Source organism: Kaistella flava (ex Peng et al. 2021) (genome assembly GCF_015191005.1).
GTDB classification, from domain to species: Bacteria; Bacteroidota; Bacteroidia; order Flavobacteriales; family Weeksellaceae; genus Kaistella; species Kaistella flava.
The window spans coordinates 1,322,292-1,342,584 of the sequence record NZ_CP040442.1 but is presented as its reverse complement, the minus strand read 5'-3'; the positions used below and the strand labels follow the sequence as shown (position 1 = coordinate 1,342,584).

Sequence of the window (20,293 nt, the reverse complement as noted above, 5' to 3'; positions counted from 1 at the left end):
TAAAGTGATGGTTTTTTACTTTTCGAAGTTTCAAAAAATATAATATAAATTTATATTTTTTGTGATATCACTCGTTTTGTAATGAATTGTTTGTCATATTCATTTTTATTTTTTAAAATAATTGAAAAATAGTTGTTTTGTAATATAAATAGTTGGTAGATTTGATATACTAAAAACAATTTATTATGAAACGAAATCTATTTTCTTTAATGGTTCTATGTGGGTCATTAATGAGTGCGCAATCTTACTCCAATGGAAATTTGAGTACTGGTGCAACAACAAGTACTTCAGTGGCTGCTCCGGCAGGCTATACCTGGAGTGAGTTACAAGCTGAAAATTCAACCTATGGTGTCTCTGGATTTACCGATGGGACAAATGACTTTAGATTAGCTGATGATTTTATGGTTCCGGCGGGAGAAAGCTGGGCAATTTCTTCAGTTGAGATCTTTGCTTATCAAACGGGCTCTACCACATTTCCGATCAATCAAATGAATTTGAAAATTTGGAGCGGAAGCCCTAATGCCGGAGGAACAGTTGTATTCGGTGATACGACCACAAACATTATTAATGTTGCTGGCAGTACCGATTCGAAAATGTATAGAGTCGCAGCATCAGCGGTTGGAACAACAAGGAGAATCTGGCAAATTAAAGGTAATGTAACAAAAACATTAAATCCAGGAACTTATTGGCTTGATTATCAAGTGAGAGCAACAAATAGTGGATCGGTATTTTTACCTCCGGTAACAATTGTTGGTTCAAATGGACCTGCTTCTGCAAATGCACTTCAGGCTAATGCAGGTGTTTGGGCTGAAATTGTTGATGGTGGTTCCTTTGCACCTCAGGCAATGCCATTCATAATTACTTATGTTGCAACTGCTCTGGGAACTACAGAAACCCGACAGTTGGACAGTAGAGTATTGGTTTATCCTAATCCAACAATGGATTCATTTAAATTGACTTTACCATCAGAATCAAAAAATACGAATACAGAAATAAGTATTTTTGATGTAACCGGTAAAAAAGTTAAAAGCTTCAAATTGGCAGAATCTTATAACGTAAGTGATTTACAGAAAGGAGTTTATATTATCAAAGTAAATGATGGTAAGAACATTAAAGCAACAAAATTGATTAAGAATTAAGAATTAAGATTTAATTTTTAAATTATAATAATAGGAGCAATCTAAGGATCGCTCCTATTATTTTTGCATAGAAAATACAGGTGAAAATTATTTCTAACATCTAAGAAAAAACAGTATCTTTGCACCACTTTTTGTGGAAGCATTTGGCTAAGGTAAAACATTAACAACTAACATCTTCTGTATTTTTCAAACAACCACATTCAGCCAGATATTGAAAGGTAAAGAATACAAATTATTTTTATTATGTCAGAAACGACAGACAAAGCAGAGGTTCTTTTGAACCAAAACGTAGCTCCAGAACAGTTTGATTGGGATTCATTTGAATCTGGTCTTGATGCTGAATCAAGACAAGAGAAAAGTGATCTAGAAGAAATCTATAACGGATCTCTTAACAATCTACAGGACAACGACGTTCTTATTGGTAAAGTTGTAAGACTTACTGACAAAGAAGCAATCGTTGACATCAACTTTAAATCTGAAGGAGTTATCTCTTTAAACGAATTCCGTTACAACCCAGCGCTTAAAGCAGGTGATGAGGTTGAAGTAATGGTTGACAGAAGAGAAGATAAATCAGGTCAATTACAATTATCTCACAGAAAAGCAAGAATCTTGAAAGCTTGGGATAGAGTTAACGAACTTCACGAAACTGGAGAAATCGTTAATGGTTTTGTAAAATCAAGAACAAAAGGAGGTATGATCGTTGACGTTCATGGTATTGAAGCATTCTTACCAGGATCACAAATCGACGTGAAACCAATTAAAGATTACGATCAGTTCGTAGGTAAAACAATGGAATTCAAAGTTGTGAAAATCAACCCGGAATTCAAAAACGTTGTAGTATCTCACAAAGCGTTAATCGAAGCAGATATCGAAGGTCAGAAAAAAGAGATCATCGCTCAATTAGAAAAAGGTCAGGTACTAGAAGGTACTGTTAAGAATATTACTTCTTACGGTGTATTCGTTGACTTAGGAGGTGTAGATGGATTAATCCATATTACAGATCTTTCTTGGAGCAGAGTTAATCACCCATCAGAAATCCTGGAAGACGGACAAACTGTGAAAGTGGTAATCCTTGATTTTGATGACGAGAAAACAAGAATCCAGTTAGGTATGAAGCAATTAGAAGCTCATCCTTGGGATGCTCTTTCTGCTGACATGAAAGTTGGTGATAAAGTAAAAGGTAAAGTAGTAGTACTTGCTGATTACGGTGCATTCGTAGAAGTTGCTCCAGGTGTTGAAGGTCTAATCCACGTTTCAGAAATGTCTTGGTCAACTCACTTAAGAAGTGCAGGTGATTTCGTAAAAGTAGGAGACACTGTTGAAGCTGAAGTTTTAACTTTAGACAGAGAAGACAGAAAAATCTCTCTAGGTATGAAGCAATTAAGCCAAGATCCTTGGTCTAATATCGAAGCTAAATATCCAGTAGGTTCAGAGCACACGGGAACAGTTCGTAACTTTACTAACTTCGGTGTATTCGTAGAATTGGAAGAAGGTATCGACGGATTAATCTATATTTCTGATCTTTCTTGGACTAAAAAAATCAAGCATCCATCAGAATTCTGTGCAGTTGGAGATCAATTGAAAGTTGTCGTTCTAGAATTAGATACAGCAGCTAGAAGATTATCTTTAGGTCACAAACAATTACAAGAAAATCCTTGGGATAAATTCGAAACTAAATATGCTGAAGGATCTGTACATGCAGGAACTGCAACTGAAGTTTTCGACAAAGGAGCTCAAGTTCAGTTCGAAGATCTAGAAGTTGAAGCATTCTGTCCATCAAGATTATTAGAGAAGGAAGACGGATCTAAAATCAAGAAAGGAGATAGCGCAGATTTCAAAGTTATCGAATTCAACAAAGAATTCAAAAGAGTAGTAGTTTCTCATACAGGAATCTTCAGAGACGAAGAAAAGAAAAATGTAAGAGAACAAACTTCTAATTCATCATCTAACAAATCAACAGGTTCTTCAAACAACGAAGAAAAATCAACTCTTGGTGATTTAGACGTATTAGCAGAATTGAAAAAGAAAATGGAAGGGAAATAATCCTTGATTTTCATATTATAAAAGGCGCCTCAGTTTACTGAGGCGTTTTTTTTTGGTTTTAATAAAAAAATAGAAGTAAGTTTTTATTTAAAGTAATGATTGAAAAATGGTTTTTAAAGAAAACTATGAAAAGAATCAGCGATACTTCACCTTCATAAATCTATAGATTTTTCTAATAATGAAAAGGAATTAATCTTCGTTATTTAGATGTTTTATTCGACTTCAAAAAGGAAATTGGAGAAAAATGGTACATAATTTTCGGGCTGTAATTCACGTCTTAGTATCTAAGTCGTTTTTTTTATGTTAAAAATTCAAAACTTATCAATATTTTTTATAAATTCGACGGCAAATAAATAATATATATGAAAAATAGAAATTTACCTTTGAAGATTGCGGCCGTTTGCTTCTTGTTCTCTTTTGGGAACGCGAACGCGCAAGATTTTAAGTCGATTATTCAAAATCACATTTCTGCCAAAAATGATTTCATGAAAGCTGATTTGAAGAATTTTGAAATCATCAATGAAGATTTTTCTACCTCAATGAAAGGAGATGTGGTGAAAATTCAACAGTCTTATAATGGAATTCCAATTTATAATGCAATCGGAACTGCTTTAATTAAAGAAAAAAAAATCAGTTATTACGATGATAGTTTTGCCAAGAATTATGCAAATGCTGCAAAACCAGCTTCAGCATCTGCTAATACGTCTATTTTTGCAAGTGCAGCACAAGCTTTAGGATTGAAGAATGCATCTCAATACCAACTTATCGGAATTAAAGATGCAGAGCAAGATGGAGTTGCAACCGTGAAAAACAGATTAATCTATTTTCAAGCAGAAAATAGTGATCTGAAATTATGTTATGAATTCGTATTCGAAGAAAAAGGAACTTCTAATTATTGGGCAATCCTTGCAGACGCAACAACTGGTCAAATTTTAAGTAAAGATAATCTAACGCTTTCTTGTGATTTTAAACATGACGCTTATAGCCATGATTATTCTGCACATCTACCAGCTGGTTTTTCAGAAGACTTTAGCAATGACACTAACAAGCTTGTAGGTCCAGTAGCTTTTGCTCCAAGTAACGCAAGCTACCGAGTATTTGCTTTACCATTAGAAAGTCCAAGTCACGGACCACGTACTTTGGTTTCTAATCCTTGGTTTTTAGATGCTTCTCCAGACGGCTGGCAAAGTGTGACAGGAGGAACTTATGTTGGTAATTACACCATTACAAGAGGAAATAACGTACATGCTTATGATGATAAGCTTAACGCAAACAATCCAGGTGCTTCTCCAGATGGAGGTGCAGGATTAGTTTTCGATTTCCCATTTGTACCGAATGCTACAACTGCTAATTTACCTGCTGCAACGACCAATTTATTTTATATCAATAATAAAATTCACGATATTTTCTATCGTTTAGGTTTTACTGAATCTGCAAGAAATTTCCAGGCATTCAATTTTGGAAAAGGCGGAAGTCAGAATGATTATGTAATGGCAGAGTCTCAAGATGGAGGAGGAAGAAACAACGCTAACTTCACAACACCAGCAGATGGGCAAAGACCAAGAATGCAGATGTATCTTTGGGATCCAGGCGTAATCGAACGTTTTTACTACAATACCCCTGCAGAAGCAGTTGGTAGACCGGTAGAAGCTTTGGTTTCAACTACTTTCGGACCAGAGCTGGATGCGACCGGAGTAACTGGTGACGTTGTTTTATCTTCAGTTTTAGACGGATGTACTGCTTTACCAGCCAATTCACTTGTAGGTAAAATCGGCTTAATTCAAAGAGGAGACTGTGACTTTACGGTTAAGGTTAAAAACGCACAGATTGCAGGTGCTAGCGCTGCGATTATTTATAGTTTACCATCATCTACGGCAACTGCTGGAATGGGTGGAGTAGATGCTACCGTTACTATTCCTTCAGTATTGATCCCTTATGAAGAAGGAGTTTATATGAAAGGTCTTTTAACCGGTACAACTCCTGTAAATGTTACTTTAAAATATGATGAAAACGTACAGCCAATTAGGGATGGTAGTTTCGATAATGGAATTGTAACTCATGAATACGGTCATGGTATTTCTAATAGATTAACTGGGAACGGTTCAACATGTTTATCTACTAATAACAGTAAAGAACAAATGGGTGAAGGTTGGTCTGATTTCTTCGCGTTAATGTTAACTAATCAGCCAGGAGCAACCAAAGATGTACCAAGAGGAATTGGAACTTATGCGATTTCTGAACCGATTACTGGTCTTGGAATTCGTCCTGCTAAATATTCTCCTGATTTCGATATCAATGGTTATACTTACGGAGATACCAACGGAATGGGAACAAATGCTGCGCCACTAGTACACTCTATCGGATTTGTATGGGCAACAATGCTTTGGGATCTTCATTGGAAATATGCTGAGAAATATGGTTACTCTTCTGATGTAATGGCAAACGCTACCAACGGAAGTACAAGAGTATTGCAATTGGTTACAGATGGTCTAAAACTTCAAGGTTGTAGCCCAAGCTTTATCGACGGTAGAGATGGAATTCTTAAAGCTGAACTTGCTACCACAGGTGGTGCAGATAAATGTATGATTTGGGAAACTTTTGCTGCAAGAGGTCTTGGAGTTAACGCTTCTGCTGGATCAAAACTAATTATTACCGATCAAGTCGAAGATTTCACAGTGCCAACAGAATGTTTAGTAACAGCAGCAACTAGTAATGTTGATGCTAACAAAGCATTTAGCATTTATCCAAACCCTGCTAAAGGTGAATTTTTCTTGAAATCAAAAAATAACATTTTAGGAAAATTAAATGTTGAAATCTATGACGCTTCTGGAAAATTAGTTTCCAGTCAGAAAATTTCTTCCGCTGATGCCGTAAATACACAAGCACTTCCAAACGGAGTTTACGTTGTAAAAGTAGAAGGATTAGGCGTTAGCTACTCTTCTAAATTGATGATTAAAAAATAATCTTTAATTAATATTTTTAAACCGTCTTGTTTTGAACAAGGCGGTTTTTTTGTGAAAATAATTTAAAATCAGTTTGGAATCAGCGTCAAATCTTGGGGGAAAGATAATTGAGAACAATCAAATAATTAGATTCTCAATAAGGAGCACCAAAATTTTCGCTTCTTACAAATCCAGTCCCGCTGTCCGCTATATCCCGCTGCGCGGGGATGCCGCTGCCATCAGGGCTATAACTTCAGGCATTTCTTCTTGCCACGGGAAATCAAATGTACTTTCGCTGATAAAAAAACCATTTTGATCAATCCATAAAAATAGTTTTCAAAAAATTGATTACTGCCTTCCTAATTTTTTTAGATGAGCCTCAGTTTATTAAATTATAATATTTGACAAAAAATAATAATATCTTTATATTAAACTTAAAATCATGAAAAAAATCTATTTCTTGCTGTTTACTATTGTATCATTCATCTGTTATTCCCAACCCTACAGCAGTTTGTTGAAAAATGCAAACTGGACCATTATGAAAATTCAATGGAATGGTATTGATTATTATCCGCCAGCTCCGTTTGTTGCCTCAGGAAAAGTCGAATTTAATTATGACGGCAATAATGGATTTAGATCCATTCTTTTTAATTCAGCCTTTGGAACTGCGGCTTTTGGTGATAACAATTCCAACTATTTTAATGTGCCAGGTATAGCAATTACCTTAATGGAATATCATGGCGAAAACGAACAAGCCGTGCAACAATTTGATAATATGACCACTGATTTTTATTTTGGATTTCAACCCACAGATAAATTCTATTTTGATTATCAAGAAATTTTTTCTGGTAAAAATCTCACGGTTACAAACCCGCTGGGAAACAAAATATTCTATTCTAATTTGATTTTAGCAAATAGCGAAGCTTCTTTAAATAAAAGGATTTCTATCTCGCCAAATCCGGCTAAAGATGAATTTTTTATTAAGGCATCTGATAATATTTTAGGAAAAGTAAGTGTTGAAATCTACGAAAATTCTGGCAAGTTAGTTTCCAGTCAGAACGTTTCTTTTACTGATGCAGTCAATACGCAAGCACTTCCAAACGGAATGTATCAAGTAAAAGTTACAGGATTAGGAGTTAACTATTCTTCTAAATTACTGATTAAAAAATAACTTATTTAGTCTCACTTTCCAATAATAAAAAACCCATCAAAATAAATTGATGGGTTTTTCTAATATCGTAAATTGAATTACTTTTTGTAAGAAGCGTCTTTAATTCTCGCTTTTTTACCTCTAAGGTTTTTGAAGTAGAAAATTCTTGCTCTTCTAACTTTACCTCTTCTGTCGATTTCAATTTTTTGCAAAGCTGGCATGTTCATTGGGAAAACTCTCTGAACTCCAACATCACCACTCATTTTTCTGATGGTAAAAGTTTTTGTTCCTCCTGTTCCTCTAATTTGCAAAACAACTCCTTTAAAGAACTGGGTTCTGGTTTTAGCACCCTCTCTAATTTCGTAATAAACAGTGATAGTATCACCTGCTTTGAATTTAGGAAATTCTTTCTTTGCGATGTACTTGTCTTGTACGTACTGTAATAAATCCATTTTTTTTATAAAAAATATTTTTTGTCAAGCTAAACAACGTTCACGCCCTTCGTCAGAGGTTGATTAACAGGTTGCAAAAATACTACAATTTTTCTATTTGACAAACATTTCATTTACAATATTTTAAAAGAATTTATGAATATTCATAATACGTCAATATGGCACTTTCGGTTTGCGCCCTTTTCTAAGTGAAATCGAAGATTCGACGAAGTCAAACGCCTTTGCGACCGTAATTATACACGCAATTTTGTATTTAAACCTTTGCGTCTTTGCGTTAAAAAAATATTTATATGAGAAACTAAATTTGGTCACACCTTTACTAATCTGCTTTAAACAAGTGATACAGATAATATATTTCATTATTTCCATTTAAGTCATATCTTCGTTTTCAAATCTAAAAGCTTAAACTCAAAATTTAATTCCGTTTTTTGCTGTTCTAAAGTTAAACTATGAATTCTGAAAACCAATGGCCGTTATACATCAGCATCGTTCTGGTAGTTTATATGTGCGTGATTTTATTCTTCGTAATCCGTGGTGCTTCAAAAGCTGAAAGCATCAGTGATTATGCCTGAAGAAAGATTAGATTTCCCTCCGGGACTGGTCGAAAATCAGATTAAAGATCAGGCAAAAGCACACCATATGAGCGAAGAAGAAGTGGTAGAAAAAGTACTGCTGGAAAAACAAGCCGTAAAAAGTTTCGTTCCTATTGAGAAATTAGGAGAAATTGCCGTATTTTTAGCTGCAGAAAATGCAACCACCGTTTCCGGAAGTATATTTACGTTAGACGGAGCTTGGAGTGCGCAATAATAAGCAAAGATTATGATTGATAAAAGAGTAAAAAATGTTCAGGAAGCCATTGCCGGAATCAGCGATGGAATGACTTTAATTGTAGGTGGATTCGGCCTTTGCGGAATTCCAGAAAATACAATTAATGCGCTGGTAGAAAGCAATGTTACCGATTTGACTTGTATCTCCAACAACGCCGGAGTTGATGATTTTGGTTTAGGTTTGCTTTTGCAGAAAAAACAAATCAAAAAAATGATCGCTTCTTACGTTGGCGAAAATGCAGAATTCGAAAGACAAATGCTTTCCGGTGAACTCGATGTAGAATTAACGCCACAAGGAACTTTAGCCGAAAAATGCCGCGCTGCACAATGTGGAATTCCAGCTTTCTACACGCCTGCAGGTTACGGAACTGAAGTCGCAGAAGGAAAAGAAACCAAAGATTTCGATGGTAAAATGCACATTCTCGAACATGCTTACAAAGCAGATTATTCCATCGTAAAAGCCTGGAAAGGTGATCACGCCGGAAATTTAATTTTTAAAGGAACTGCAAGAAACTTCAATGCGCCAATGGCGGGAAGTGGGAAAATCACCATCGCTGAAGTGGAGGAATTGGTAGAACCGGGACAACTCGATCCCAATGAAATTCATATTCCGGGAATTATGGTTCAAAGAATTTTTCAGGGCGAGAAATTTGAGAAAAGAATTGAGCAAAGAACAGTTAGAAAAAGAAGTTGAAAGTTTTCTGATTTGAAGACTTCAAGTGATGATTAAACGAAACATTTCCCGTGAGGGAAATGTTTTTTTTTGTAATCTATTTTATTTTTGATTGATTTTAATATCAATGATGCTCAAAAGCGCTTTTATAAATTCATTCATCAAATTGAAGTTAAATTCATAGTTGTAATATTGATCTTTAATTTCATAAGCATATCTCCACTTTACGAAACCATCACTATGGATTTTTAATAATCTTCCCAATGTTAAGTTTCCGATGTCAAACTGATCGATTTGATCTTGCGGATTATTATTTTCTGTATTGAATGATAACTTTATAGGGTAGATGTCATTCTTAGAATTAAGTTTGTTTTTGTTATATATGTCTTCAATTTCTTTTTGAAGATTATCATCAAGAGAGTAAAATATTTCATCGAGTTTATGCCCACCTTTTTCTTTATTATTATCTAAATGATATAAAAGTTTCAATAGTAATTCTGCGGCAAAACTCATATTTACTGCGGCAACAGGAGCGATTTCAAATGATTTATTCCCTGCTTCGATATTAATTTTTTTTGCAAGAGCAATTCCATTTTCATAAAAACCTAAAGCAGCATGAAAAAGCATATTTTGATTAATCATAGATTTTAATTGGCTTATAATTAATGTAGGCGGTAATTCTTAAATATAATTAATTAAAATAAATATCTTCCTGTGTATGATCATTATTTTTTAATTTGATTGTTGGCTTCGTTGTAATCTTCATCGGAAACAGGTTCCAGCCAATTATTTTCATTGGTTGATGGGTTTCCATTTGTAGCAAGATGCGAAAACCAACTATCGGAAGTTGCGCCGTGCCAATGTTCCACATTTGGTCCTATTTCTATAATATCGCCACTTTTCAAAAGTTGTGCAGGTTTTCCGCGTTCCTGGTAAATTCCTTCGCCGCCAATAATAATTAAAAGTTGTCCGCCGGTGTGACTGTGCCAATTATTTCTGCAACCTGGTTCAAAGGTCACATTTGCAACCGGAACATTCAAATCTTTATTGCTGGTTAAAGGCGCTAACCAAGATTTGCCAGAAAAATATTGTGCATAACCTGTATTTTCTTCGCCTGTTGCGAAATCGCTTATTTTTTGAATTGATGTGTTCATTTTGGTTTTGACTTTTTAAATTATTATGGGATAGAAGTGAAAAAAATAATACACTGATACTTGTAGACATTATTAAATATTGGAATTTATTTTTTTTAGAACTTGATATCTTTTTAAGATTCTAATTCAAAAGTAACAGTTACATTTCCTGAACCTAATGCAGATGCTAAACCTGTTGCATCATCTATCTTTCCCAATTTTGTGTAACTGTAAGATGTTGAAAATGTTTTGTAAAAAAGAACTAAAGTTTTTGATCCGTATAACATTAAATCCCCATTGTTCATCATTCCGGGATTAGAAGAGTTTGTTGGAAGACTCTTTGAAAAATCATAATACTTTTCGTTTCCATTCAAATCCGTCATATTGATTGTTAAAGGTAACATTTCTTTAAAATTCTTTGCCGAATTATTATCTAAAAGTTTTGCTGTAAAGGTTTGCGAACCTATTATAATTTTAATATTTCCGTTTATCATAGCCTCGTTGTTAGTATTATGAATAGTATTTTCTTGCCTGCAAGAAGATGCGCCAATGAGAATGAATGACATGAAAATTAATAAAATTAAAAGCGAGTGTTTCATCATTTATTATTTCAAATTTTCTTTAAAAAATGTCTCCAATTTATCAAACGGAATAATGTCTATTTTATCGTATAAATCGGTATGAACTGCATTTGGAACAATAACCAATTCTTTTGGTTCTGATGCTGCTTTAAAAGCATCTTCGCTAAAATATCTTGAATGTGCTTTTTCGCCTGCGATAATTAAAAGTGGTCTTGGCGAAATTTCTTTAATGTAACTTAAAATGGGCATATTCATTAACGAAATTGGCGTTGTTGCTGTCCACGAACCATTAGAATTGATGGCACGTTCGTGATAACCTCGTGGAGTGCGGTAATAGTCGTAATATCCTTTTAAAAATTCAGGAGCATCGTCTTTCGGTTTTTCCGCATTCAATTTTGGGCCATTAGCAAAAGTTCCAACTTCTGCATCTTTCCAACGTTGATCGCCCAATTGTTCCAATGTTTTGGTACGCTGTTCTAAAGTAACCACATCATTATAACCTTTCGACATTACTCTTGTCATATCATACATTGTCGAAGTAGCAACGGCTTTCACACGTTTATCGGCAGCAGTTGCGTTCAATACAAAACCACCAAAACCACAAATTCCAATAATACCGATTTTATTTCGGTCGATATTTTTCTGAATACCCAAAAAATCTACAGCCGCGCTAAAATCTTCTGTATTAATTTCTGGCGATGCCAAATTTCTCGGTTCTCCACTGCTTTCGCCTGTGTAAGATGGGTCGAATGCCACTACTGCAAAACCTCGTTCCGCCATTTGGTTGGCGTATAATCCTGAAGATTGTTCTTTTACAGCACCAAAAGGTCCGCTAATTGCCAGAGCGGCTAATTTTTCAGTTCCAGCATTTTTTGGAAGGTATAAATCTCCTGAAAGTGTAATACCGTAGCGGTTTTTAAAACTTATTTTTTGACGGGTTACTTTATCACTTAATGTAAAAGTATAGTGTTCTTTAGTTTCCATTTTTTTCAATTTTGATGTTTTGTTTTGTGCAAATATTGGCGTTGTTACTACAAATAAAAGTGAAATTATTATTGATTTTTTCATTTTAAATTTGAGTTTGTTTTTTATTTTAATTACAAGACATTACGATTATTGCTGTAATGGTTACAAGTGTGATTTGTGCTATTTTCATAGTTCTATGTTAACTGATTTTCTTTATAATTTTTGCAGGAATACCGCCAACAATCGTGTTATCATCCACATCTTTTGAAACGACTGCTCCAGCGGCAACCACGGAATTTTCGCCAATGGTTACACCTTGTAAAATGGTCGCATTTGCACCAATCCACGCATTTTTCTTGATGTGAATTTTTCCTGGAATTAATGAATGTCTTTCTGCTGGATTTAAAGGATGTCCTTCAGTTAATAAGTTCACTTTTGGGGCAATCAGAACGCCATCTTCAATTGTAATTCCGCCCAGATCCAAAAAAGTACAGCCAAAATTGATAAAGATATTTTTGCCAATCTTGGTATTTTTACCATAATTAATGTAAAATGGTGGGAATAAACCAACACTTTCATCAATCTCAGAAGCAGTTATTACACTAAGAATTTCTCTTATTTCATTGGGCTCAAAACTGTTATTAAGTTTTTGTAAAAGTTTGATAGTCGCAAAAGCAGATTCCCTCAATTGGTAATTATCAGGATGATCGGAAGTAATTGTTTCTCCGTTTTTTAAACTTTCGAATATTGATTTTCTTATTTCACTCATTTTGCAAATATTTAATTACAAAATTACATCAAATCGTATTTCCAAATATGATACTAAATGCGCTATAAATGTCAAATATTACGTATTTTAGCAAAAACAAATTGGTGATGATTAACAGCGCTTTAGCACGGATTCTTTTTTTTGAAGTTTCAAAGGAAACTGATTTCCCGGAAAACTTTCAACAGTTTTATCACACCCATCTTTTTTGCCAAAGAGGAACTTTTCAGTTTAAATTTAATGATCAAAAAATGGAGTGTAAAAGTGGACAGTTCCTTTTTTGGTTTGCAGAAAGTAAATTATCGGATTTCAAATTTTCAAAAAATTTTAAAAGCAGCGCTTTATTAATTGAAAAAGATTTATTAATCAATAATATTCCTGATCAAGGTTGGAGTATTAATGCGCAACTTCATTCCCGAATATTTCCAGTGAAAACAATTGGTTCGGCTTCAGAAAAAGAAAAAATTCTAACTAATTTTAAACAGATCAAGGAGCGGTTTTTAGAAACCAGTCACCGTTTTTATGAAGAAATGCTGAAGTTGCAGACGCAGATTTTTATTTTAGAAATGTGGAATTTATTTGCCAATGAATATGAAAAACGCAAACACAGTTTACAGACCGGAAATCAATATGAACACTTTATCAGTCTGCTTCAGGAAAATTGTCTGCAACATCGCGAAGTGAAATTTTATACTGATTTATTAAATATTTCTGCCAAATATCTCAATTATCTCTGTAAAATTCATTCGGGAATAACCGCATCAGAATGGATAAAACGGCATGCAAAAGAACGCATTATCCTTTTGCTTCAAAATAATAATTTAAATATTTCCGAAATATCAGAAGAAATGAATTTCAGCAGTTATTCTTATTTTACGCGCTATGTGAAAAAACTTTTAGGCGTAACTCCGGGTGAATTTCGAGGGAGATTTAATGCGAAATAAAATTAAAGGAATTTGTAGTGATTTACATCTTCCTTTCTCCAATCTGCTGTCTCCACATCGCATAATACAATCCTTTTTCAGTCAACAAATTTTCGTGAGAACCGGTTTCGATAATTTGACCTTTTTCCAAAACATAAATTCGGTCGGCGTGCATAATCGTACTTAATCGGTGCGCAATCAAAACGGTAATCTGTTCTTTTTGTTCAGAAATTTCTCTAATCGTAGAAGTGATTTCTTCTTCTGTAATACTGTCTAAAGCTGAGGTTGCTTCATCGAAAATAAGCAAATTCGGTTTCCTTAATAAAGCCCTGGCAATCGCAATTCTTTGTTTTTCGCCGCCACTTAACTTAAATCCGCCTTCTCCGATCACGGTTTCGATTCCTTTTTCTGCTCTTTCAATTAATGCAGTTGCGCTGGATTTTTTTAAAGCTAATTGTATATCTTCTTCTGACGCGTTTGGATTCACGAACAATAAATTTTCTTTGATCGTTCCAGCAAAAAGCTGCGTGTCTTGCGTTACGAAACCAATCTGATTTCTCAGTTCATCAAAATCGAATTCATTTCCATCGATATTATTGTAAAGAATAACCCCTTCTTTCGGTCGATACAATCCGACAAGTAATTTTACCAAAGTGCTTTTTCCCGCACCACTTGGACCAACAAACGCAATCGTTTCTCCATTTTTCACTTCAAAGGAAATGTTATTTATGGCTTTGTAAGTCGCACTTTGATGTTGGAAAGAAACATGTTCAAAAGCTAATTTTGCGATAGAACCAATTTGTTTCGGCGTTTTTGGTTTTTCTTCGATGGGCTTTTTCATCAACTTATCAAAATTATTCAGCGAGGCTTCCGCTTCACGATAGGAGATAATGATGTTTCCTATTTCCTGCATCGGGCCGAAAATAAAGAATCCATAAAACATTAATGATAAATATTGTCCTGGCGTAATGATGTTTCTAAAAATCAAAAACAGCAAAGTAAAGGTGATGGTCTGTTGCAGAAAATTGACCATCGTTCCCTGAATAAAACTCAAAGATCGAATGCTTTTTACTTTCCGCAATTCTAAGCCTAAAATTTTGTAAGTGTTGCTGTTCAGACGGTTCACTTCCTGTTTCGTTAAACCTAAACTTTTTACAATTTCGATATTGCGTAAACTTTCAGTCGTGCTTCCGGCTAAACTGGTTGTTTCTGCCACGATTGTTTTCTGAATGGTTTTAATTCTTTTACTCAAAAAATTGGTAACAAAGGCGATGAAGAAAATTCCGACTACATAAACCACCATAATTGACCAGTTCAGACGAATCGCATAAACGGAAACGAAAATAATACTCACTAAAATTCCGAAAAATATATTGATGAAATTGGTGATGAATTTTACAGAATCTTCTCTTACTTTTGTTAAAATAGATAAAGTTTCACCACTTCTTTGATCTTCAAATTCCTGAAAAGGCAACGCCATTGAATGTTGCAATCCATCGGTGAAAATATGGGCGCCAAATTTCTGAGTGATCACATTCACCACATAATCCTGAAAAGCTTTTGCGATTCTGCTCACCATCGCAGTTCCTATTAATAATCCTAGAAAATAAAATACACCGTGGTAAATTCCGTTTCCATAGAAATATTGATCTAAATCTCTGGGAAGAAGTTTTTCTTTATCGAAAAAATTAGGATGCGTCACCAACTGATCCAGAATATTTCCTGTAATCGCCGGACCAAATAAAGAAAAAACCTGATTGATGGTCGCCAAAAATAAAGAAGCAATCAACAACCATTTATGCGGTTTTAAATAATATAATAATGTTTTCATTTTCTTAAAAATAATAAGTTGCAAAATTAAGGTTATTAATCGGTTTGTTTAGGTCATACCATAGATTGTCTCAATTCCATTTGTACAGGAAACGAAAAATGAATAAATTGCAGTTCAAGTTTACACTATGCTTACAAAAGAACAAATCGCTCAGCGCATCTCCAAAGAAGTAAAAGATGGCTATTACGTCAACCTTGGAATCGGTATTCCGACTTTGGTTGCCAACTTCGTCTCTCACGATCTTTCGGTGGAATTTCAAAGTGAAAATGGCGTCCTCGGAATGGGACCTTTTCCTTTCGAAGGTGATGAAGATCCCGACTTAATTAATGCTGGAAAACAAACCATCACCACACTTCCCGGAGCTTCATTCTTTGATTCTGCTTTCAGTTTCGGAATGATTAGAAGCAAAAAAGTTGATTTGACAATTCTTGGAGCCATGGAAGTTTCCCAAAACGGCGATATTGCCAACTGGAAAATTCCCGGTAAAATGGTCAAGGGAATGGGTGGAGCAATGGATTTAGTAGCTTCTGCAGAAAATATTATCGTTGCAATGATGCACGTTAATAAAGCTGGAGAAAGCAAAATCTTGAAAAAGTGTACACTTCCATTAACGGGAGTTGGTTGTGTGAAAAAAGTAGTGACCGAAATGGCAGTATTAGAAGTTACACCAAACGGTTTCAAGCTTTTAGAAAGAGCGCCCGGAGTTTCAGTAGAAGATATTATAAAATCTACCGAAGCCGACTTAATCATTGACGGAGAAATTCCTGAAATGCAATTTTAACCAAATTCAGTCTTTATATTAAATCCTTTTCAGTTTTCTGAAAAGGTTTTTTTTTCTAAAATGCGCTCGCAGATTTTACAGATTCAGCAGATTTAATACTTCATCATATTTAATCAGCAAAATCTACGACATGTCAGAATTAATGAAAGGACAAATTAAGAAGTGGTTAATTAACTCGCGTCTAATTTTCAAAAAAAGGTTTCGACAAGCTCAACCTGACATTACCTAAATTAAATGATTCATAATAGAGATGTCATGCTGAGCTTGTCGAAGCATCTTTAAATTTTTAGCCGAAGTTTCCAGTCCTTGAGGTGTAATTATTTTGTTTCAATAGAAAAGAATAAGAGAAATAACAGCACTATGAATTTTTCATGACACAAGACCATTATTGATTCTCCTACAAATCAAAAAATCCTTTTCAAAACTGAAAAGGATTTTTTTAACCAAGCATTTAATATAACACTGTGATGCTGAGATTATCGAAGTGTCATCAAAAAATATTATTTCAAAATCTCTTTCAAAAACATTAAGGTATGATCCCAAGCTCTCTTCGCCATTAGCGCGTTATAATCAGGTGACTTAGGATTCGTAAAAGTATGTTTTGAATGTGAATACGTGATAATCTGCCAATCTGCATTTCCGGCATTCATTTCCTTAACCAAATTACTGTAATCCTCCGCAGTAACACTTTCATCATCTGCTGGATGTTCTACTAAAATTTTTGCAGAAAGCGGTCCGTTTTCTCTCGCTTTATCTTTTCCTAAACCACCATGAATCGAGACGACTCCAACAACCGGCATATTTGCTCTGGCTGCTTCCAAGGCGCCGCTTCCTCCAAAGCAATAGCCGATAATTGCAATTTTAGCCGGATTTGCACCGCTCTTTTTCAATTCATCTAAAGCTAAGGAAATTCGTTTTTGATAAGACTCAAAGTTTTGTTTGTAATAACCTGCCGTTTTTCCGGCAGAAGCATAATCGGTTGGAATATTTCCTTCCCCATAAATATCTGCGATAAAAGCAATGTAACCTTGTTTTTCCAGTCCGAGCGCGGCGGCTTTTGCTTCGTCATCAATTCCCATCCACGCTGGTAAAATTAAAACTCCCGGAAGCTTTTTTTCGGCATTGGAAGTGACCAATCCGTTAAGTTTTTGAGCGCCGTCTTTATAAGAAACCTTTTTAAGATTCTGACTAAAAACAGTTCCTGAGGCCATAAATAAGCCTGCTAATAATAGTGAATGTATCATATTTGTAGTTTTATTTAGGTTAAAAATACATACAAAATTGCTTAAATAAGAGAAAAATATAGAATGATTTCGATTGATTTTTTTAATAATGAGAAAGAAAATGTTTTTATTTGGTAAAAAGTTAAATTTTAAAAACAGCTTTACTTAAATTTATTGACCGAAAATGAATTTAGCCAAAAATTTAATTTGTAATTTTAAACCTCTTAAAAATGAAACATGTCAAAATATAAAATTCAAAAATCACCTTTTATCGTTCCGACAACTGACGGAAAACTCATTGAAGAAATCTGGGGGAACTCGACCGGACATCCAAATATTTCAATTGCACACATGGTGGCACCACCAAACTGGAGCGAACCTTTTCAAACTCCTGAATTTGATGAATTCACTTATATTATTAAAGGAAAAAAACAATTTGAAATTGACGGTGAAATCGTCGTTCTAGAAACCGGACAAAGTATCATTATCGAAAAAGGAGCGCGCGTTCGGTATAGTAATCCGTTTGAAAATCCTTGCGATTATTTAGCAATTTGCTTGCCTGCATTTTCTATGGATTTGGTAAATCGGCAAGAACTTTAAACCACAAAAGTCACAAAAGTTTTTTTAGAGATGGAACTTATTGGGTTTATTAAGTTCATATAATAGGAGTTTCTTAAACATTTCCAATTTGTCTGAGACGAACTTTGCGCCTTTAAATATTTTCAAGGAATTAAAAAACTTTGCGTCTTTGCGTGAAATATAGAGCCTGTTTCAGTTTTAATAAAACAGATGAGTCACATAAGATTTAGTTCTCACTTTAAAAATATCTAGAACACAAAGTTGAACATTTATGCGTCAGTGAATCTTCGATTTATGGTTAAAAGCTTACTCCCAATTGTCTTAATTCCTTATCTAAATCTGTATGCTGTTTGATGTGAACACAGATAAATCCTAAACTTTTAGCGACTTCAATATTCTTGGCGTTATCATCAATGAAAACAGATTCTTCAGCTTTAATTTTATAACGGTCAAGTAAAACTTGCCAAATGGTTGGATCGGGTTTAATCAATTTTTCTGTACCCGAAACCACAATTTTATCATTAAATATTTTAAAGAAATCGTAGTTTTCAAAAGCATAAGGAAAAGTTTCTGCCGACCAGTTTGTTAAGCCGAAAAGGTCATGTTTCGAATGTTCCAGTTTTCGCAAAACCGCTACGTTATGAGGAATATCTGACTTTAACATTGTCGTCCAATTATCGTAATAAGCGCGGATTTCCTTTTCCCATTCCGGATGTTTTGCCACCTGAATTTCTGTTCCCTCTGCTAAAGTTCTTCCGCGATCTTGTTCTGCATTCCATTCATCGGTAACGATGTTTTTTAGGAAATGTTCCATCTTTTCATCATCCTTAAAATGATCCTTGAAAAAATAACGGGGATCCCAATCCATCACCACGCCACCGAAATCGAAAATAATATTTTTAATCTTCATTTAATTATCGTTTAAATTGTTGACTTATTAAGAGTGAATTTTTTCGTATTTCTAAATATAATTGAACCCAAAGTAATCACCAAAAGAAGATGCAAATAAAAGGAATTCAATACCAAATCAGTATAGCTCATTTTAAAATTACTCAAAGAAATCAGAAGCAAAATCTGTGCACCATATGGAATAATACCTTGTACATAACAGGCAAATATATCAAGTACAGAAGCGCTTTCTTGAGGTTTTAAATCGTACTTATCCGTAATTTCTTTCGAGACTTTTCCAGAAATTAAAATAGCGATCGTATTGTTGGCCACACAGAAATTAGCGACACTTACTAAACCGCCAATTCCCAATAAAGCAGTTTTCTGTGAATTGATAATTTTGTTGATATTTCTTAAGAGGAAATTAATTCCGCCCGCTTTTTCAACCAAGGCTGCTAAACCACCTGTGAGAAGGGAAAGTAGAAAGATTTCGGTCATACTTGTAAAACCTTCATAAGTATTTTTTGCAAAATCCATTACCCCAAAAGTTCCATAACCCATTCCTAAAAGTCCGGCGAAAAGCAATCCTGAAAAGAGGACTACAAAAACATTAATACCGATGATAGAAAGTGTAATAACTAATAAATAGGGAAGGATCAGCATGAAATTAAAATTCTTTTGTTCCATGATAACGGACGTTGTTTCCTGATTAAATCCGATAGCGACTAAAATAATAATGGCAATTATAGCTGCCGGTAAAGCGAGTTTAAAATTGACTCTAAATTTATCTTTCATGGCACAACCCAAACTTTGAGTGGCTGCGATCGTCGTATCGGAAATTACGGAAAGATTATCTCCAAAAATCGCTCCCGAAAGCAAAGCTGCACCAATTAGTCCAAGTGGCGAACCGCTTTTTTCTGCCAGTTCAATAACAATCGGTCCTAAGGTAACAATAGAACCCACCGACGTTCCAGAAGCGAAAGAGAGAAAGGAAGCAATCACAAAAATCCCAACTGGAAAATAGGCTGCCGAAATATAATTTAAACCTAAATTGACAATGGTATCCACACTTCCGGTGGCTTTTGAAACGGTGGCAAAAGCGCCGGCCAAAAGATAAATGATGCACATGGTCAATATTTTACCATCGCCACATCCTTTTAGAAAAGTATCTATTTTCTTGTTCACTTTGCCTTTGAGTAAAATAAATGCGAAAACAATTCCAATTAAAGCTGCGACAGGAGAGGGCAAAGCGTAAAAATCCTGATTGTAAATACCTGCTCCCAAAAAAACAAATACAAAGATCAATAAGGGAATTATGGAAGTAAAGGAGCCGTTCGTTTTAGTCATGGTGCAAAACTAAGCTTCAAAATGTCAAAATGCAAAAAGTTGATGATGA

The 20,293-nt window shown here is 34.6% G+C and carries 20 protein-coding genes; 10 read left to right on the top strand and 10 right to left on the bottom strand.

The window, feature by feature from the left end; translation table 11 throughout:
• Positions 1–185 precede the first annotated feature (185 nt).
• The 4 genes from Q73A0000_RS06140 to Q73A0000_RS06125 all read left to right on the top strand — a co-directional run bounded on the left by Q73A0000_RS06140 (position 186) and on the right by Q73A0000_RS06125 (position 7,295).
• Complete coding sequence (locus Q73A0000_RS06140) at positions 186–1,139, top strand: T9SS type A sorting domain-containing protein (RefSeq protein WP_193813198.1); 954 nt, start codon at positions 186–188, stop codon at positions 1,137–1,139.
• Between the two features lie 243 nt (positions 1,140–1,382).
• Positions 1,383–3,182, top strand: coding sequence for a 30S ribosomal protein S1 (rpsA, locus tag Q73A0000_RS06135; RefSeq protein ID WP_193813197.1), 1,800 nt, complete (start codon positions 1,383–1,385; stop codon positions 3,180–3,182).
• 362 nt (positions 3,183–3,544) lie between these two features.
• The gene (locus Q73A0000_RS06130; protein WP_193813196.1) at positions 3,545–6,145 is read left to right on the top strand and encodes a T9SS-dependent M36 family metallopeptidase; all 2,601 of its coding nucleotides are present in this window, start codon (positions 3,545–3,547) and stop codon (positions 6,143–6,145) included.
• Between the two features lie 421 nt (positions 6,146–6,566).
• Entirely contained in the window at positions 6,567–7,295 is a 729-nt protein-coding gene (locus Q73A0000_RS06125) for a T9SS type A sorting domain-containing protein (RefSeq protein WP_193813195.1), read from the top strand.
• Positions 7,296–7,372: 77 nt separating this feature from the next.
• Here the strand turns inward: Q73A0000_RS06125 and rplS are convergent, their stop codons facing one another.
• On the bottom strand, positions 7,373–7,726 hold the full coding sequence (rplS, locus tag Q73A0000_RS06120) for a 50S ribosomal protein L19 (protein WP_133440743.1): 354 nt from the start codon (positions 7,724–7,726) through the stop codon (positions 7,373–7,375).
• Between the two features lie 449 nt (positions 7,727–8,175).
• On the opposite strand from rplS, the gene Q73A0000_RS17085 reads away from it, so the two are divergent.
• The 3 genes from Q73A0000_RS17085 to Q73A0000_RS06110 are packed head-to-tail and all read left to right on the top strand — an operon-like array spanning position 8,176 to position 9,247.
• Positions 8,176–8,298: a hypothetical protein gene (locus Q73A0000_RS17085; protein ID WP_262892929.1), complete on the top strand. Its 123-nt coding sequence runs from the start codon at positions 8,176–8,178 to the stop codon at positions 8,296–8,298.
• Complete coding sequence (locus Q73A0000_RS06115; RefSeq protein ID WP_193813194.1) at positions 8,291–8,533, top strand: hypothetical protein; 243 nt, start codon at positions 8,291–8,293, stop codon at positions 8,531–8,533. The genes Q73A0000_RS17085 and Q73A0000_RS06115 overlap by 8 nt, the downstream gene beginning before the upstream one ends.
• A gap of 12 nt (positions 8,534–8,545) precedes the next feature.
• Complete coding sequence (locus Q73A0000_RS06110) at positions 8,546–9,247, top strand: CoA transferase subunit A (protein WP_193813193.1); 702 nt, start codon at positions 8,546–8,548, stop codon at positions 9,245–9,247.
• A gap of 81 nt (positions 9,248–9,328) precedes the next feature.
• On the opposite strand, the gene Q73A0000_RS06105 is transcribed toward Q73A0000_RS06110, so the two are convergent.
• The 5 genes from Q73A0000_RS06105 to Q73A0000_RS06085 all read right to left on the bottom strand — a co-directional run bounded on the left by Q73A0000_RS06105 (position 9,329) and on the right by Q73A0000_RS06085 (position 12,675).
• Positions 9,329–9,868 carry a hypothetical protein gene (locus Q73A0000_RS06105; RefSeq protein WP_193813192.1) on the bottom strand — a complete coding sequence of 180 codons (540 nt, stop codon included), beginning with the start codon at positions 9,866–9,868 and terminating at the stop codon, positions 9,329–9,331.
• Positions 9,869–9,951: 83 nt separating this feature from the next.
• Positions 9,952–10,380: a cupin domain-containing protein gene (locus Q73A0000_RS06100; RefSeq protein ID WP_193813191.1), complete on the bottom strand. Its 429-nt coding sequence runs from the start codon at positions 10,378–10,380 to the stop codon at positions 9,952–9,954.
• 113 nt (positions 10,381–10,493) lie between these two features.
• Positions 10,494–10,853 carry a cyclophilin-like fold protein gene (locus tag Q73A0000_RS06095; protein ID WP_208458809.1) on the bottom strand — a complete coding sequence of 120 codons (360 nt, stop codon included), beginning with the start codon at positions 10,851–10,853 and terminating at the stop codon, positions 10,494–10,496.
• 111 nt (positions 10,854–10,964) lie between these two features.
• Positions 10,965–11,924, bottom strand: coding sequence for an alpha/beta hydrolase (locus Q73A0000_RS06090; RefSeq protein ID WP_244140826.1), 960 nt, complete (start codon positions 11,922–11,924; stop codon positions 10,965–10,967).
• Positions 11,925–12,105: 181 nt separating this feature from the next.
• Entirely contained in the window at positions 12,106–12,675 is a 570-nt protein-coding gene (locus tag Q73A0000_RS06085) for a sugar O-acetyltransferase (protein WP_193813188.1), read from the bottom strand.
• A gap of 68 nt (positions 12,676–12,743) precedes the next feature.
• Between Q73A0000_RS06085 and Q73A0000_RS06080 the strand changes: the two genes are divergently transcribed.
• Positions 12,744–13,616: a helix-turn-helix domain-containing protein gene (locus tag Q73A0000_RS06080; RefSeq protein WP_208458808.1), complete on the top strand. Its 873-nt coding sequence runs from the start codon at positions 12,744–12,746 to the stop codon at positions 13,614–13,616.
• 22 nt (positions 13,617–13,638) lie between these two features.
• Here the strand turns inward: Q73A0000_RS06080 and Q73A0000_RS06075 are convergent, their stop codons facing one another.
• Positions 13,639–15,426: an ABC transporter ATP-binding protein gene (locus tag Q73A0000_RS06075; RefSeq protein ID WP_193813187.1), complete on the bottom strand. Its 1,788-nt coding sequence runs from the start codon at positions 15,424–15,426 to the stop codon at positions 13,639–13,641.
• A 127-nt stretch (positions 15,427–15,553) separates the two neighbouring features.
• Between Q73A0000_RS06075 and Q73A0000_RS06070 the strand changes: the two genes are divergently transcribed.
• Positions 15,554–16,207, top strand: a complete 654-nt coding sequence (locus tag Q73A0000_RS06070; protein WP_193813186.1) for a CoA transferase subunit B — start codon at positions 15,554–15,556, stop codon at positions 16,205–16,207.
• Between the two features lie 500 nt (positions 16,208–16,707).
• Here Q73A0000_RS06070 and Q73A0000_RS06065 read toward each other — a convergent pair whose 3' ends face one another.
• Entirely contained in the window at positions 16,708–17,451 is a 744-nt protein-coding gene (locus Q73A0000_RS06065; RefSeq protein WP_193813185.1) for a dienelactone hydrolase family protein, read from the bottom strand.
• A 216-nt stretch (positions 17,452–17,667) separates the two neighbouring features.
• Between Q73A0000_RS06065 and Q73A0000_RS06060 the strand changes: the two genes are divergently transcribed.
• Positions 17,668–18,030, top strand: a complete 363-nt coding sequence (locus Q73A0000_RS06060; protein WP_193813184.1) for a cupin domain-containing protein — start codon at positions 17,668–17,670, stop codon at positions 18,028–18,030.
• Between the two features lie 277 nt (positions 18,031–18,307).
• On the opposite strand, the gene Q73A0000_RS06055 is transcribed toward Q73A0000_RS06060, so the two are convergent.
• Both Q73A0000_RS06055 and Q73A0000_RS06050 read right to left on the bottom strand, forming a co-directional pair.
• Positions 18,308–18,919, bottom strand: a complete 612-nt coding sequence (locus tag Q73A0000_RS06055) for an HAD family hydrolase (protein ID WP_193813183.1) — start codon at positions 18,917–18,919, stop codon at positions 18,308–18,310.
• An 11-nt stretch (positions 18,920–18,930) separates the two neighbouring features.
• Entirely contained in the window at positions 18,931–20,244 is a 1,314-nt protein-coding gene (locus tag Q73A0000_RS06050; protein ID WP_193813182.1) for a Na+/H+ antiporter NhaC family protein, read from the bottom strand.
• Positions 20,245–20,293 lie beyond the last annotated feature (49 nt).

What these genes read in the sequence shown, in the direction of transcription:
- Q73A0000_RS06070 (WP_193813186.1), top strand. Translation starts at nt 15,554, where the DNA reads ATGCTTACAAAAGAACAAATCGCTCAGCGCATCTCCAAAGAAGTAAAA.
- Q73A0000_RS06125 (WP_193813195.1), top strand. Translation starts at nt 6,567, where the DNA reads ATGAAAAAAATCTATTTCTTGCTGTTTACTATTGTATCATTCATCTGT.
- Q73A0000_RS06095 (WP_208458809.1), bottom strand. Translation starts at nt 10,853, where the DNA reads ATGATAAACGGAAATATTAAAATTATAATAGGTTCGCAAACCTTTACA.
- Q73A0000_RS06100 (WP_193813191.1), bottom strand. Translation starts at nt 10,380, where the DNA reads ATGAACACATCAATTCAAAAAATAAGCGATTTCGCAACAGGCGAAGAA.
- Q73A0000_RS06075 (WP_193813187.1), bottom strand. Translation starts at nt 15,426, where the DNA reads ATGAAAACATTATTATATTATTTAAAACCGCATAAATGGTTGTTGATT.
- Q73A0000_RS06060 (WP_193813184.1), top strand. Translation starts at nt 17,668, where the DNA reads ATGTCAAAATATAAAATTCAAAAATCACCTTTTATCGTTCCGACAACT.
- Q73A0000_RS06140 (WP_193813198.1), top strand. Translation starts at nt 186, where the DNA reads ATGAAACGAAATCTATTTTCTTTAATGGTTCTATGTGGGTCATTAATG.
- rpsA (WP_193813197.1), top strand. Translation starts at nt 1,383, where the DNA reads ATGTCAGAAACGACAGACAAAGCAGAGGTTCTTTTGAACCAAAACGTA.
- Q73A0000_RS17085 (WP_262892929.1), top strand. Translation starts at nt 8,176, where the DNA reads ATGAATTCTGAAAACCAATGGCCGTTATACATCAGCATCGTTCTGGTA.
- Q73A0000_RS06090 (WP_244140826.1), bottom strand. Translation starts at nt 11,924, where the DNA reads ATGGAAACTAAAGAACACTATACTTTTACATTAAGTGATAAAGTAACC.
- Q73A0000_RS06130 (WP_193813196.1), top strand. Translation starts at nt 3,545, where the DNA reads ATGAAAAATAGAAATTTACCTTTGAAGATTGCGGCCGTTTGCTTCTTG.
- rplS (WP_133440743.1), bottom strand. Translation starts at nt 7,726, where the DNA reads ATGGATTTATTACAGTACGTACAAGACAAGTACATCGCAAAGAAAGAA.
- Q73A0000_RS06105 (WP_193813192.1), bottom strand. Translation starts at nt 9,868, where the DNA reads ATGATTAATCAAAATATGCTTTTTCATGCTGCTTTAGGTTTTTATGAA.
- Q73A0000_RS06085 (WP_193813188.1), bottom strand. Translation starts at nt 12,675, where the DNA reads ATGAGTGAAATAAGAAAATCAATATTCGAAAGTTTAAAAAACGGAGAA.
- Q73A0000_RS06110 (WP_193813193.1), top strand. Translation starts at nt 8,546, where the DNA reads ATGATTGATAAAAGAGTAAAAAATGTTCAGGAAGCCATTGCCGGAATC.
- Q73A0000_RS06080 (WP_208458808.1), top strand. Translation starts at nt 12,744, where the DNA reads ATGTCAAATATTACGTATTTTAGCAAAAACAAATTGGTGATGATTAAC.
- Q73A0000_RS06115 (WP_193813194.1), top strand. Translation starts at nt 8,291, where the DNA reads ATGCCTGAAGAAAGATTAGATTTCCCTCCGGGACTGGTCGAAAATCAG.
- Q73A0000_RS06065 (WP_193813185.1), bottom strand. Translation starts at nt 17,451, where the DNA reads ATGATACATTCACTATTATTAGCAGGCTTATTTATGGCCTCAGGAACT.
- Q73A0000_RS06050 (WP_193813182.1), bottom strand. Translation starts at nt 20,244, where the DNA reads ATGACTAAAACGAACGGCTCCTTTACTTCCATAATTCCCTTATTGATC.
- Q73A0000_RS06055 (WP_193813183.1), bottom strand. Translation starts at nt 18,919, where the DNA reads ATGAAGATTAAAAATATTATTTTCGATTTCGGTGGCGTGGTGATGGAT.